12 protein-coding genes are annotated in these 14,114 nt (G+C 70.6%); 6 read left to right on the top strand and 6 right to left on the bottom strand.

From position 1 onward, the window contains the following. The 3 genes from FL344_RS30955 to FL344_RS30965 all read left to right on the top strand — a co-directional run. Positions 1 to 406: DUF2760 domain-containing protein (locus FL344_RS30955; RefSeq protein ID WP_141276833.1), on the top strand; the 406-nt coding region annotated here is incomplete at its 5' end. A gap of 61 nt (positions 407 to 467) precedes the next feature. Next, positions 468 to 2,330, top strand: a complete 1,863-nt coding sequence (locus FL344_RS30960; protein ID WP_141621060.1) for an Hsp70 family protein — start codon at positions 468 to 470, stop codon at positions 2,328 to 2,330. Between the two features lie 25 nt (positions 2,331 to 2,355). Further along, on the top strand, positions 2,356 to 5,133 hold the full coding sequence (locus tag FL344_RS30965) for an Hsp70 family protein (protein WP_141621061.1): 2,778 nt from the start codon (positions 2,356 to 2,358) through the stop codon (positions 5,131 to 5,133). 74 nt (positions 5,134 to 5,207) lie between these two features. Here FL344_RS30965 and FL344_RS30970 read toward each other — a convergent pair whose 3' ends face one another. The 3 genes from FL344_RS30970 to FL344_RS30980 form a co-directional block, all read right to left on the bottom strand. After that, positions 5,208 to 5,603: a hypothetical protein gene (locus FL344_RS30970; RefSeq protein ID WP_141589151.1), complete on the bottom strand. Its 396-nt coding sequence runs from the start codon at positions 5,601 to 5,603 to the stop codon at positions 5,208 to 5,210. Between the two features lie 221 nt (positions 5,604 to 5,824). Continuing rightward, positions 5,825 to 7,612 (bottom strand): bifunctional UDP-sugar hydrolase/5'-nucleotidase, encoded by a 1,788-nt coding sequence (locus tag FL344_RS30975; RefSeq protein ID WP_141621062.1) that lies wholly within the window; start codon positions 7,610 to 7,612, stop codon positions 5,825 to 5,827. A gap of 45 nt (positions 7,613 to 7,657) precedes the next feature. Then, complete coding sequence (locus FL344_RS30980) at positions 7,658 to 8,908, bottom strand: myxosortase-dependent phytase-like phosphatase (RefSeq protein WP_141621063.1); 1,251 nt, start codon at positions 8,906 to 8,908, stop codon at positions 7,658 to 7,660. A gap of 142 nt (positions 8,909 to 9,050) precedes the next feature. Here FL344_RS30980 and gmd point away from each other — a divergent pair, with 142 nt between their 5' ends. Then, positions 9,051 to 10,025, top strand: coding sequence for a GDP-mannose 4,6-dehydratase (gmd, locus tag FL344_RS30985; RefSeq protein WP_011555292.1), 975 nt, complete (start codon positions 9,051 to 9,053; stop codon positions 10,023 to 10,025). Further along, the gene (locus FL344_RS30990) at positions 10,026 to 10,952 is read left to right on the top strand and encodes a GDP-mannose 4,6-dehydratase (RefSeq protein ID WP_141621064.1); all 927 of its coding nucleotides are present in this window, start codon (positions 10,026 to 10,028) and stop codon (positions 10,950 to 10,952) included. It begins immediately after the preceding gene. A gap of 155 nt (positions 10,953 to 11,107) precedes the next feature. Here the strand turns inward: FL344_RS30990 and FL344_RS30995 are convergent, their stop codons facing one another. Then, entirely contained in the window at positions 11,108 to 11,833 is a 726-nt protein-coding gene (locus tag FL344_RS30995; RefSeq protein WP_141621065.1) for a hypothetical protein, read from the bottom strand. A gap of 83 nt (positions 11,834 to 11,916) precedes the next feature. Between FL344_RS30995 and FL344_RS31000 the strand changes: the two genes are divergently transcribed. Continuing rightward, positions 11,917 to 12,438 (top strand): NADAR family protein, encoded by a 522-nt coding sequence (locus FL344_RS31000; RefSeq protein ID WP_141621066.1) that lies wholly within the window; start codon positions 11,917 to 11,919, stop codon positions 12,436 to 12,438. A gap of 3 nt (positions 12,439 to 12,441) precedes the next feature. Here FL344_RS31000 and FL344_RS31005 read toward each other — a convergent pair whose 3' ends face one another. Both FL344_RS31005 and FL344_RS31010 read right to left on the bottom strand, forming a co-directional pair. Further along, positions 12,442 to 12,996: a hypothetical protein gene (locus FL344_RS31005; RefSeq protein ID WP_141621067.1), complete on the bottom strand. Its 555-nt coding sequence runs from the start codon at positions 12,994 to 12,996 to the stop codon at positions 12,442 to 12,444. An 8-nt stretch (positions 12,997 to 13,004) separates the two neighbouring features. Continuing rightward, positions 13,005 to 14,090, bottom strand: coding sequence for a glycosyltransferase family 1 protein (locus tag FL344_RS31010; protein WP_141621075.1), 1,086 nt, complete (start codon positions 14,088 to 14,090; stop codon positions 13,005 to 13,007). Positions 14,091 to 14,114 lie beyond the last annotated feature (24 nt).

Genomic DNA, 14,114 nt, shown 5'->3' on the forward strand with positions numbered 1-14,114 from the left:
GCCCCCTGCCCTGCCCCCCGAGCGCGAGCACGCCAGCGCCCTGTCCTTGCTGGGCATGCTCCAGCGCGAGGGCCGCTTCGTGGACTTCCTCCAGGAGAACGTCTCCGCCTTCTCCGACGCGGAAGTGGGCGCGGCGGCGCGCATCGTCCATGAGGGCTGCCGCAAGGTGGCCCAGACCTACCTGACGCTGGAGCGGGTGCTGCCCCAGTCGGAAGGGGACTCGGTGCCGGTGCCCGTCGGGTTCGACGCCCAGCGCATCCGCCTCACCGGCAACGTGGCGGGCCAGCCGCCCTACAACGGAATCCTGCGTCACCACGGCTGGATGACGACGGCGGTGAAGCTGCCCACCGTCAGCCCGGCCATCGACCCGCGCGTGCTTGCTCCCGCGGAGGTCGAGCTTTCCTGAGCCGGCCACCACGGCCTCACAGCGCGAACAAACCCGCGTCTTCCAGGAGTTCTCGTCCGATATGGCCCGCTATTCCATTGGCATCGACCTGGGCACTACGCACTCCGCGGCGTCCTACTTCAATCTGGAGGAGGGCAAGCCCCGCGGCGGCGCGCAGTCCATGCTGCCCGTCCCCCAGCTGACCGCGCCCGGCACCGTCGAGGCCCGCCCGCTGCTCCCCTCCTTCCTCTATCTCCCCTCCGCGCAGGAGTTCCCCGCCGGCAGCCTGGCCCTGCCGTGGAAGCCGGAGGCCAGCACCCTGATGGGTGAGTTCGCCCGCACGCACGGCGCCAAGGTGCCCACCCGGCTGGTGTCCTCCGCCAAGAGCTGGCTGTCCCACCCCGGCGTGGACCGGCGCGCGGCGCTGCTGCCGTGGCAGGCCCCCGAGGAAGTGGAACGGGTGTCTCCGCTGGACGCCTCCGCGCGCTACCTCCGCCACCTCAAGGACGCGTGGGACCACACCTTCGCCCGCGAGCGCGAGGAGTCCGACAACGCCCTGGCCGAACAGGACGTCATCATCACCGTCCCCGCCTCCTTCGACGCGGCGGCGCGCGACCTGACGCTGGAGGCCGCCAAGGCCGCGGGCATCCCCAACATCACCCTCCTGGAGGAGCCCCAGGCCGCGCTCTACGCGTGGCTGGAGGCCATGGGGGAGAACTTCCGCAAGCACGTGCAGCCCGGCGAGGTCATCCTCGTGGTGGACGTGGGCGGCGGCACCTCCGACTTCTCCGTCATCACCGTGCGCGACAACGCCGGTGACCTGGAGCTGCTCCGCGTGGCCGTGGGCGACCACATCCTGCTGGGCGGCGACAACATGGACCTGGCGCTGGCGCACACGCTGAACCAGCGGATGACGGCCGAGGGCAAGAAGCTGGACGCCTGGCAGTTCAACGCCCTCACCCATGGCTGCCGCCAGGCGAAGGAGGCGCTCTACGCCGACCCGTCCCTGGAGCGCGCGCCCATCGCCATCCCCGGCCGGGGCTCGTCGCTCATCGGCGGCACGCTGCGCACGGAGCTGACGCGCGAGGAGCTGGACCGCGTCCTCACCGACGGCTTCTTCCCCGTGACGCCCGTCACCGAGCTGCCGCGCACCGCGCGCCGCACCGGCCTGGCGCAGATGGCGCTGCCCTACGCCCAGGACGCCGGGGTGTCCCGTCACCTGGCCGCCTTCCTCACCCGGCAGGCGCAGGCGCTCGCGTCCAGCCCGGACGCGCCGGTGGACGTCAGCGGTAAGGCCTTCCTCCACCCCACGGCGGTGCTCTTCAACGGCGGCGTCTTCAAGGCCGGCCCGCTGAAGGCGCGCGTCATGGAGGTGATCAACGGCTGGCTCACGGCGGATGGCGGAGAACCCGCCAAGGCGCTGGAGGGCGCGGACCTGGACCTCGCGGTGGCGCGCGGCGCCGCCTATTATGGTTGGGTGCGCCAGGGGCACGGCCTGCGCATCCGCGGCGGCACGGCCCGCGCCTACTACGTGGGCGTGGAGACGGCGATGCCCGCGGTGCCCGGCATGGAGCCGCCCGTGAAGGCGCTCTGCGTGGCCCCCTTCGGCATGGAGGAGGGCACGCAGGCGGACGTCCCGCCCCAGGAGTTCGGGCTCGTCACCGGTGAACCCACCCGCTTCCGCTTCTTCTCCTCGTCCCTGCGGCGCGACGACAAGGTGGGCGTCATGCTGGAGGACGTCGACACCGAGCTGGCCAGCGGCGGGCTGGAGGAGCTGGCCCCCATCGAGACGACCATGCCCGGTCAGCCCTCCGTCTTCAGCGACCTGACGCCCGTCAACCTCCAGGCGGCGGTGACGGAGGTGGGGACGCTGGAGCTCCGGTGCCTGGAGAAGGATGGCCCCGGGCGCTGGAAGCTGGAACTCAACGTCCGCATGAAGGAGTAGAAAGCCATCCGTCAATCGGAGGCGTATGCGAATCGTTGGCATCGACCTGGGCACCACCCATTGCGCCGTGGCATCCGTGGACCCCTCGCGGGGCGCGGGTGCCCCCGTGGAGGATTTCGCCCTTCCGCAGCTCGTCCGCCAGGGCGAGGTGGCCCCGCGGGCCCTGTTGCCCTCCACCGTGTACGTGCCCGCCGGCCACGAACTGGCGGAGGGCTCGCTCACGCTGCCCTGGGGGGATGACGGCGGCCCGTGGGTGGTGGGTGAGCTGGCGCGCTGGCAGGGCTCGCGCGTGCCGGGGCGGCTGGTGGCCAGCGCCAAGAGCTGGCTGTGCCACCCGGGCGTGGACCGCTCCGCGCCCATCCTCCCCTGGGGTGCGCCCGCGGACGTCCAGAAGCTGTCCCCGGTGGACGCCAGCGCCCTGCTGCTGACGCACATGGCCCGCGCGTGGGATTTCGCGCACCCGGACGCGCCCCTGTCGAAGCAGGAGGTGGTGATTACCGTCCCCGCCTCCTTCGACGAAGCGGCCCGCGCCCTCACGGTGAGCGCGGCGCGCAAGGCCGGCCTGGAGAAGTTCACCCTGCTGGAGGAGCCCCAGGCGGCCTTCTACGACTACACCGCTCGCCACCGGGCGGACCTGGAGCAGACGCTCTCCAACGTCCGGCTGGTGCTGGTGGTGGACGTGGGCGGCGGCACCACGGACTTCACGCTGGTGCACGCGGGCCTGTCGCCCGAAGGCCCCATGCTGCGGCGACTGGCCGTGGGCGACCACCTGATGCTGGGCGGCGACAACATGGACGCCGCGCTGGCGCGCCGGGTGGAGGAGAAGCTCTTCACGGACGGCCGCCGCCTGTCCGCCACGCAGTGGACGCAGGCCATCCAGGCCGCGCGCACCGCGAAGGAGGCGCTGCTCGGCCTCGCCCCGCCGGAGAAGCACGGCGTGTCGCTGGTGAGTGGGGGCAGCAAGCTGCTGGGCGGCACGTTGTCCACGGAGCTGACGCGCGACGAGGCGCAGGCGCTGGTGCTGGACGGCTTCTTCCCCCTCACCACACCCGCTGACAGGCCACGCCGCGCCGCGCGAATGGCGCTTCAGGAGCTGGGCCTGCCCTACGTGCAGGACGCGGCGGTGACGCGGCACATGGCGGCCTTCCTCGCGCAGCACGCGGCGGCGGGCTTCGCCGCGCTGGGCGAGACGGCGCCGGCGGAGGGCGCCCTGCCCCGGCCGGACGCCATCCTGCTCAACGGCGGCGTGTTCAACTCGCCCCAGATTTCCGAGCGGCTGGTGGAGGCCCTCTCCGCCTGGTGGCCGAACGCGCCGCGCATTCCCCTGCTGCGGCACGAGTCCCTGGAGCTCGCGGTGGCCCGGGGCGCCGCGTACTACGGCCTGGTGCGGCGCGGCCACGGCCTGCGCATTGGCGGCGGCGCGGCGCGTGCCTACTACGTGGGCCTGCAGCGCGCGGCGGACAGCGCCGAGCAACCCGCGCTGTGCCTCATCCCCCGCGGCTTCGAGGAAGGCCAGAAGGTGGACCTGGGCGAGCGCCCCTTCTCGCTCACCCTGGGCCGGCCGGTGCAGTTCCAGCTCTACTCCACCACCAGCGACCGCATCGACAAGCCCGGCGACCTGGTGCCGCTGGCGGAGGACCTCAAGCCGCTGCCGCCCATCCACACGCTGCTCAAGGGCGCCTCCAACAAGGTGGCCGAGGTGCCCGTGCACCTCCAGGCGGCGCTGACGGAGATTGGCACGCTGGAGCTGTACTGCGTGTCCAACGTCGCGGACGAGCGGTGGCGCCTGGAGTTCGAGCTGCGCGGCACCGGCGGCTCGCACGAGCTGACCGTCACCGAGTCCATGCCCGCGCGCTTCGTCGAGGCGAAGGACAACATCGAGCGCGTCTACGGCAACAAGCCGCTGCCCATTGGCCCCAAGGACGTGAAGCAGCTCGGGCGCACGCTGGAGAAGGCCCTGGGCTCGCGTGAGACGTGGCGCGTGCCGGTGCTGCGGGAGATGTGGAGCACCCTCTTCGCGGGCGCGAGCAAGCGCCGGCGCTCGGAGGACCACGAGCGTGTCTTCTACAGCCTCACCGGCTTCAGCCTGCGGCCGGGCTTCGGCTACCCGCTGGACGGCTGGCGCGCGGAGCAGACCTTCGGCCTGTTCGACGCGCTGGTGCAGCACCACACGGACAAGGCGGTGTGGACGGAGTTCTGGGTGATGTGGCGCCGCATCGCGGGCGGACTGGACGAGGCGCGGCAGCAGAAGCTGTACGCGTACCTCCAGCCCCACCTGGCGCGGAAGGTGCCACCGGACGCGCCCCCGCCAGGGAAGCTCAAGGGCATCCAGCCCGAGGGCCTGGAGGAGATGGTCCGCACCGCGGCCTCGCTGGAGCACCTGCAACCGGGTGACAAGGCGGAGCTGGGCCGGTGGATTGCCGCGCGGCTGAAGGCCGAGGCGAAGTCCGGCGGCCCGTGGGCCTGGTCCCTGGGACGGCTGGGCGCGCGCGTGCCCCTGTACGGCAGCAGCCACAAGGTGGTGGACGTGGACACGGCCGAGGCGTGGCTCACGCTGCTGCTGGAGCTGGACCTGCGGAAGATTGACGGCGCGTCCTTCGCGGCGGCGCAGCTCGCGCGGCTCACGGGTGATCGCACGCGCGATCTGGACCCGGACCTGCGCGAGCGCACGGCCCAGGCCCTGCTGGCGGCGAAGGCCTCCGAGACCTGGGTGCGAATGGTGCGCGAAGTCGTGGCGCTGGAAGCCGCGGACGAGGCTCGCGCGCTCGGGGATACGCTCCCCGCCGGTCTGCGGCTGTCGTAGGACTGGAAGAAATGCTCCCGCGGGAGTTGGACCTGGAAGGTCCAGCCCCCGGGAGCTGGGACAGTGACGGTGGTTCAGCCCTGCGCGGCGGCGACAGGCTCGGCGGGGGATTCACCCGCTTCGGGGCTCGCCGCGGCCGGCACGACCTGGAGCACCGGGGCCGCCTCTTCCACCGGCGCGGCGGCGGCGTCCTTGCCTGCCTTGGGCTTCTTGCTGCCGGCGCCCGAGCGACACGTGCGGCACCAGGGCTGATTCCGGATGGCGCCATCCGCCATCTTCCGCAGGCCGAACTGCGCCAGCGGCTTCAGCGTCTTGCACTTGATGCACATCAGCGAGATGAGCACCTCTTGGCCATCCGCGTCGTAGACGGCGGACTTGCGACGCTTGCGCGGCTGGCCCTGCCCCGGTTCACGCTGCTTCGCCTTCTCAGGCGCAGGCGGCGCCATCATCGGGGTTACTTTGTAGAGCATGTCGGTTCCTCCAGCTCACGGGAGTCCACCCACGCAGGCCCTGGGCCACCTCGGAGTGGACACTCGCAGGGACTAGAGTAGGACCTCCGCTTCCCGTTGGAAACTGATCCCAGGCCGAAAAATCGGCCCCCGGCGCGATTTCTGTGTCCTTCCCCTGGGGTGAGTCCTTTCGTTCACCCTCAGCGGATCAGCCGTCGTCCGAATTTTCAGCCGGGACGCGCTCAGCGCGCCTCCTGCTGACACTCTGCTACACCCGTGTAGCGGACACGTCCCAGGTCGGGGGCCTCCAGCGTGCCGCCCCGGGCTTTCCCGTAGGCGACGAGCGCTTCGCGCAAGTCGAGCCCGTCGACAGGGGTCATCTCGATGCGCTCCGGTGGCACGGTGCTCAAGAGGGGCTCCAGCCCGTCACCGCCTCGCGCCAGAAAGTCCGGGAGGGCTACCCGGTACATCTTGCGGGAGTCGAGGACGAGCGGCTGACCGCCGGCGAGCGCCACTCCCGAGAACCGCCCAGGCCCCGGGCAGCGCTCCAGCGTCACCTCGAGGCCGGAGACGGCGAAGACGGAGCCCATGTCGTTGCCATAGGCCAGGTGCAGCAACCGCGACAGCTCGGGGCCCGTCAGGGTGGCCACGGCCACCGTGTTGTCGAAGGGCAGCACCTCGAACACCTGACCGAAAGTGAGCGGCCCCGCGGACAGGTCCGCGCGGACGCCGCCCGGGTTCATCAGCCCCACGTCCGCGTTGGCCGACGCACGCAGCACGTCCGCCACCAGATTGCCCAGCGCGCCCTCCTCCGTGTAGCCGCGGGCCAGGGGCGTGGCCGCCACGAGCCCCAGCTGGCGATTCTGCGCCTCCCGCGCCAGCTCCAGCGCTGGCGCCAGCAGCGGCGCCACCTGCGCGTCAGGCACCACCGGCTCCGCCATGAACGACGCGGGCTCCAGGCGCACCTGGGGCTCGTTCCGCAGGCGGCGGCCGTCACACGTTCCCTGGGTGGCGTCCACCTTCGCACAGAGGGGAATGGCGGCCTGGATGCGGGTGCGCTCGGGCAGGATGCGGCGACTGTCCGGGTCCACGAACAGCTCCACCACGCCCAGGGAGCGCGCCAGCCCCGTCGTCTCGATGATGGGCACCTGGGCGAAGAAGTGGCCCATCGTCTGGTGGGTGTGTCCCGCCACGATGGCGTCGACCGTGCCTGGCGGCAGGAGCTTCAGCATCGACAGAATCTCCGCGTCGCCCTCGTCGCAGCTCGACGTGTCGCGGGGGTTGCTCAAGTCCGCGCACTTGCCTCCCGCATGCGCCACCACCACGACCACCTCCGCGCCGCGCGCGCGCAGGGAACGGGATGCTTCCAGCGCGGCGGGCGCCAGGGGCAGGAAGCGCAGGGACGACACGTTGGCGGGATTGGTGACCTTGGGGGTGTCCTCCGTGGAGAGCCCGATGATGCCCACCTTCACGCCCTTGACCTTCATCAGGTACGTGCCGTCATTGCCTGTCCAGGCGGGGCGCGCGCCGGTGGAAGCGTCACGGAGGTTCGCCGACAACATGGGGAATCGCGCCTGGCCGATGCGCGCCTTGAGCGCACCCAGCGCGTCATCCCCGGGCCGCAGCGCCATGGAACCCGGCCCCACGGGGCCATAGTCGAACTCGTGGTTGCCAATGGCGGCCGCGTCCACCCCCAGGTGGTTGTACACGTCGATGACGACGGCCCCTTCCGTGAGGTTGGAAGGCAACGTGCCCTGGAACATGTCGCCCGCGTCCAGCAGCACCACGCCGCCCGGGTTGGCCGCGCGCAAACGCGCTACGTAGGCCGCGAGCGTGGCGGCGCCGCCCTCCTCCACCACCTGGCCGTCCTTCAGTGGCGTGCGATGAGGCTCCACCTGTCCGTGGAAGTCGTTGATGCCCACCAGGGTGATGCGGATGGGCTCCGGCGGCGCGCCGCGGGTCCAGATGCCGGAGCACGCGGTGGTGGCCCCGAACGCCAACGCGAGGGCGATGAGTCGAAAGAAACGCATGAGGGCGCGCACTTCAGCGCGGCGCGCGCCCGCTGGCAACGCGCTTCAGTCGCGACGGCGACGCCCCACCCGCACCAAAGCGAGCAACGCGAACGCAGCGGTGGCCGGCACGGAGGCCGAAGCACACGAGCAGCCCGACTCGTCGGGACGATTGCCCGGGCTTGGCGCGGGCCCCGGACCACCGGAGCCACCTCCGTCCCCCAGGCCACCGTCCGAGCCCCCGTCCGTCCCCCCGTCCGAATCGAACCGCGTGTCGATTCGCAGCGCGGGGTCGAAGGCCTCGGCGACCGCCGGCCAGCGCGCGTACAGGAAGCGCTGCGGGTTGGAGAACGCGTCACTGCCCACGAAGAGCCCGTCGGGATAGGCCGTGCCCAGCGACGACGCGGTGACGGCGAGGGCCACTGGGTCATTCGCCCGGATGACGCCCCCATCCGCGTCCGCCAGCCGGAACGAGCCCACGAGGGTCCTCGCGCGCCGCTCATAGACGGCGAACGCATCCGCGCCCGTGTCCGCGACCAGGATGTACCCTTCGCCATTGCGCGCGCGGTACAGCGCGACCCGGCCCACATTGGCGGAGAGCTCGCCCGAGCCCTGGATGGAGAGCCGATCTCCAGTAACGCCCGCGTCCGCGGCCGCCGGATAGCGCCACAGGCCCTGCCCCTGCTGGGTGACGAACAGGGAGTCGGACGCCTCGTCCACGGCCAGGCCCGCGATGGGCCCCGTCGTGGTGAGCGTACGAACCAGGGTGGCCGTCACGCGCCCCGTGTCTCCGTCCAGTTCGTACTGCTGGAGCACACCCGTGGACGTGCCAGCGAACACATAGAACCGGCCCGAGTCCTCGTTTTGATAGAGCGCCACGGCGGAGAACTCCGTCCCCGTCAGGAAGCCCGCCGCGCCAATCCGCATCACCCGGTCCGCACGGTCGGGGTCCAACGTGTAGGCCGCCAGTTCGTTGAAGTTGATGCTGGCCGCCACCACCAGGGTCTGCTGCACCCCGGACAGCGGGAAGCCGTCCCGCACGGCCACGGCCGACATCGGGCCGTCCGAGAGCTCCGCATCCAGTTGCTCGCCCCCCAAGCCGAAGGTGACGAGGCCCGCGTAGGGGCTGTTGTAGGCGGTGAGGAACAGGCTGCTGCTGGGGGCGCCGGGACTCACCCAGAGCGCCACGTCCTGGAGCACCCCGCCGGTGATGGACGGGGCGGGCTCGGACTGCGCTGTCGGCGACACGGCGACCTGCGCGGACACCGGAGTGCCCAGGAGCAGCGCCGCCAGGGCCAGGGGGGTTGGGTTGCGCATGACCGCCTCCAGACTGAGCAATGTGAGCGCCCTAACTTGGCACGAGGCGTCAGGCTTTCAAGTAGGAAGCGGCCGGGAACGGTTGGCGATGGGTGACAGCGTCGGCTAGAAAGTGCGTCTTCCAGCCAACACAGAAAAGAACATGGCGACCAAGCGCGCACTCATCACGGGCATCACGGGGCAGGACGGCAGCTATCTCGCGGAGCTGCTCCTTTCGAAGGGCTACGAGGTGCACGGCATGGTGCGCCGCTCGTCGGAGGAGAAGTTCGAGCGCATTCAGCACCTGCACGGGAAGATTCAGCTCCACCAGGGCGACTTGCTGGACCAGTTCTCGCTCGCGGCGTTGCTCAACCTGACGAAGCCCGACGAGGTCTACAACCTGGCGGCGCAGTCCTTCGTGCCCACCAGTTGGAACCAGCCGGTGCTCACGGGTGAGTTCACCGCGCTGGGCGTGACGAAGATGCTGGAGGCCATCCGCCACACCCGCCCGGAGGCGCGCTTCTACCAGGCGTCGTCCAGCGAGATGTTCGGCAAGGTGCTGGAGGTTCCGCAGACGGAGGACACGCCCTTCTATCCGCGCAGCCCGTACGGTGTGGCCAAGGCCTACGGCCACCACATCACGGTGAACTACCGCGAGTCCTTCAACCTGTTCGCGGTGAGCGGCATCCTCTTCAATCACGAGTCGCCGCGCCGGGGCCTGGAGTTCGTCACGCGCAAAGTCACTTACAACGTGGCGCGCATCAAGCTGGGCCTCCAGGAGAAGCTGCCCATGGGCAACCTGGACGCCAAGCGCGACTGGGGCTTCGCGGGCGACTACGTGGACGCCATGTGGCGGATGCTCCAGCAGCCGCAGGCCGAGGACTACGTGGTGGCCACCAACGAGACGCACACCGTGCGCGAGCTGGTGGAGATTGCCTTCGCGCGCGTGGGCCTGGACTGGGAGAAGCACGTCTTCATCGACCCGGCCTTCGTGCGCCCCGCCGAGGTGGACCTGCTCATCGGTGACCCGGCCAAGGCGAAGACGAAGCTGGGCTGGGAGCCCAAGGTCCGCTTCAAGGAGCTGGTGGAGATGATGGTGGACGCGGACCTGGAGCGCGTGAAGGCGGGGCAGCGGTAGATGCGCATTCTGGTAACAGGCGCGGATGGCTTCGTCGGCCGGCACTTGTGCGCCCTGCTGCGCGCCGCTGGCGACGAGGTGGTGGAGGCCCATGGGCCGCGCGGTGAGGGCATCAACAGCAACGCCCTGCACTTCGACGTGGCCAATGAAGCCTCGGTGAAGGCGGCGGTGGCCGAGGTGAAGCCCGAGGGCATCATTCATCTGGCGGGCTTCAGCTCGGTCGCGAAGAGCCACCACAACCCGTCCCGGGTGTTCGCGGTGAACACCATGGGCGTGGTGCACCTGCTCACCGCGGTGCGCGAGAGCGTCCCGAAGGCGCGTGTGGTGCTGGTGGGCTCTGGCGAGGTGTACGGCCCGGTGCCCGAAGGCACGCGCGCCACCGAGGACACCCCCGCGGTGCCCCTGAGCCCCTACGCGGCCTCCAAGTCCGCAGCGGAGCTGGCCGCGGTGCAGTTCCACCGCAGCTACGGGCTGGAGGTCGTCATGGCGCGGCCCTTCAACCACCTGGGCGCGGGGCAGGACCCCACCTTCGTGGTGCCCTCGTTCGCGGCGCAGATTCGCGCCATCGGGCTGGGCACGGTGGACCCGGTGCTGCGCACGGGCAACCTGGATGCGGTGCGCGACTTCTCCCACGTCCGCGACGTGGTGGAGGCCTACCGGCTGCTGCTCGACAAGGGTGAGTCGGGGCAGGCGTACAACATCGGCAGCGGTGAGGGCCGCACCATCCGCAGCCTGCTGGAGGAGATGCTGTCGCTGGCGGGGGTCAACGCGCGCATCGAGCTGGACCCCGCGCGCCTGCGGCCCTCCGACATTCCCAGCCTCGTCGGCGCTCCCGACAAGCTGAAGGCGCTGGGTTGGGCCCCGAAGCTGACCGTGGCGGACGCGCTGCGCGATGTGCTCGGCCCCCGCGTGCCCGGCGCGGCGTGAGCAAGCGAAGGCGCGCGCGTGTCCCCAAGGATGCGCGCGCGTCGGAAGCTCGGCTGGGCCACCGCTGCCGCGCCAGCTTCGATGGGACTGGCGTCGCGGGCCCGCGATTCCGAAGTGGACGGCCCGTGACGAGGCGACGCGTCAGGCGTCCCCGTTCACTGAAGCGCCGCCCAGGCCTGAAGCCGCCGCTCCAACGCCGTGAGGGTCCACAGGTCCGCCGGATTGTCTGGCCGCACCTGGGCCAGGTCCCGCTGAAGCGCCTCGCGTGCCCCCACCACGCCCCACTCCGACAACACCCGCAGCGCCATCAACGAGTGCTTGCGCGCCACCAGCGCGAGCAGCACCGCCACGACGCGAGGGCTTCGCTCGTCAGCCAGCCGCTGCACCGCCTCGTGACGCGCCTCGGGCGTGGAGTCCGGCGCCTCCAGCACTTCGGCCAGCGAGGTGAAGCGCGCATCATCCAGCAACGGGCGTGGGCCGGGCTGCGGCTCCCAATGCTCCACGGTGACGTTCGTCCGGCCCAGGCAGACGCACTCCCGGCGCACGCCGTCATCGCCGAAGAGGTCCATGATGCGATCTCTCGACGGCGTGCCTCCCACGAGCAGTTGCCCCGCACGTTGGGAAAGCGCGGGTGACACGCCGAGCAGATGGACGCGCAGCACCGTGGCCTCGGCCGCGGCGCTCTGCTCGGTGGAGGCACGGGGCCACTTGAGGAAGACCTCCGCCATCCCCCGCTCATGGACGTACCAGCGGTACTCCAGCCACACGGCGCTGGGGCGGAGGGCGAAGCGGGCGTCTTCCTCCTCGCGGAGCCGGGGGGCGCCTTCCGCAAGCCCGGTGAAGCAGCGTTCCAGCAGGACCAGGGCGTCGGAGAGCGTCATGAAGGTGGGCAGTGTAGCGACGTTTGTCAGGCCGCTGGGCCATCAACGTTCGTGTACAATCAACACCATTTCCGAGGTCGCCCATGAGCGAAGCAGAACAGCAGCGGTTCACCTTCTTCTGGCAGTCGCACTCCCCCTTCTCCCAGTGGCACCCTTCCGACTTCGCCGTGGACGGCGTGCGCTACGTGTGTGCGGAGCAGTACATGATGGCAGGCAAGGCGCGGCTCTTCGGTGACAAAGAGGCGCTGGCGAGCATCCTGTCATCGAAGTCGCCCAAGACGCACAAGGCCCTGGGTCGCAAGGTCCGCGATTTCGACAACGCGCGCTGGGAGAAGGCGCGTGAGCGCATCGTCTACGAGGGCAACCGCGCGAAGTTCACCCAGAGCCCGGAGCTGTTGAAGGCACTCCTGGCCACCGCGGGCACGGCGTTGGTGGAAGCCAGCCCCGTGGATCGCATCTGGGGTGTGGGGTTGGATGAGGAGGACCCGCGCATCCATCACCCCGCGAAGTGGCGAGGACTGAACCTGCTGGGCAAGGTCCTCACGAAGCTGCGCGAGGACCTGCTGGCGGAGGGCGTCACCGAGGCGGCCCCCGCTGAGTCGTAGGGCTCAGAAGTCGTAGCGCACGGGAGCCTGGTCTGACACGACCAGGTTCACCGTGCCCGAGGTCTTCCCGAACTGCGCCCCGAAGCGCTGTGAAACCGAGGACACGTCGAAGCGAGGACTGGCCCGCAGGAGCGCCTTGCACCGGTCGTTGTTCCCATCGTGCACCAGCACCAGGTTCGCCACGGGCGTGCCATCCGCGCCCTGCTGGAGGTTCCCATCCCAGGCCAGCGAGTACGTGTGCTCGGCGCAACCTCCGCCATGCATCACGGCCAGCGTCAGGATGCCACCGTCCACCGTGGCGCTTCGGACATTGATGGGGTCCTTCGGCTCGGGATTGGGCGTCACCACCAGGGGCTGGACGTCCGCCTTCGCCTCACCTTCCTCGGCAGGCGGAATCTCGGTGGCCTGCGTGTCTTCAGGGGCCGGGGCCGTCGCCTCTGCGCTGGCTTCGGCCTCGGCGGGTGGCGGCTCCGCCGGAGCAGCGCCTGTCTCCTGCCGGCTCGCACAGCCCGCGAGCAGTCCGCACAGCATCACCCCACTCCAGACGAGCTTTCGCATACGTCTCCTTATCGCCGCAGCGCGGCCTCGTACGCCGCCAAGGTACCCTCGGCGGTCCGCTTCCAGGTGAACTTCGCGGCCTGCGCCTTTCCACGCTCCGCGAGCGCCCGCCGTTCCTCCGGCGAGTGGAGCAGCCGGTCCAGCGCTCTCGCGAGCCCGTTCGCGTCGTCGGGCCCCACGCTCAGCGCGGCGTCGCCACAGACCTCCGGCAGTGAGCCCGCGGTGGAGACGATGGTGGGCGTCCCCAGCCGCATCGCCTCCAGCGGCGGCAGCCCGAACCCCTCATAGCGAGAGGGGAACACGAACACGGCCGCGCGGCGCATCAGCTCGTAGAACACGGCGTCGGACTGATAGCCGAGCGAGCGCACCTCGAACCCCTCCGAGCGCAGCCGCGAGATGCGCGCCTCCACCCGCCCCGCGCCGAACCAGCTCTGTCCCGCCAGCACCAACGAGGCAGGCCGCCCCCGCAGTCGCAGCCGCTCCAACGCGTCCAGCACCAGGTCCACGTTCTTCCGCACGTCGAGCGAGCCCGCGTAGAGCACGTACTCCTTCGGCAGTGAGAGCGCGCGCAGGAAGTCCTTGCTGGTGTCGTCCAGGACTGGCGCATGGACGTGGTCCACGCCATTGGGCACCACCACCGTGCGCGACTCCGCTTCCGGGTAGCGAGCCAGCAGGTCCTGTCGCGTGCGCTCGCTCACGCACACCACCTGGTCCGCCACCATCAGGCTGCGCGACAACCACAGCCGGAACTGCCAGCGGAACGCGGCCGACACCGTCTCCGGCATCAGCAGCGGAATCAAATCGTGCACCGTCAGCACGTACTTCATGCCGGGAGCGCGGATGAGGGGCAGGTTGAAGTTACCGTGTGCGTGGTACAGCGGCGCATCCGAGCGCTGGAGCACGCGCGGCAAGCCGCCCAGCGTCCAGGCGGTGCGCCCTGCCTTCGCACGAGGGGCCTCGCCGGATGACTGAGCCCCTACGCGGGTGAGCTGGACGCCGAGCGCCTCCAGGGCGGAGGCCAGGCAACGGGTGTACAGGCCGATGCCGGTGGTCGGCTCGTCCCAGAGTGTCGCGTCGAAGGCGATAGGTCCCATGGACACGGTGCGCCTCATAGCACG

This window comes from Myxococcus sp. AB036A, from assembly GCF_006547355.1.
In the GTDB taxonomy this organism is placed as follows: Bacteria; Myxococcota; Myxococcia; order Myxococcales; family Myxococcaceae; genus Myxococcus; species Myxococcus virescens.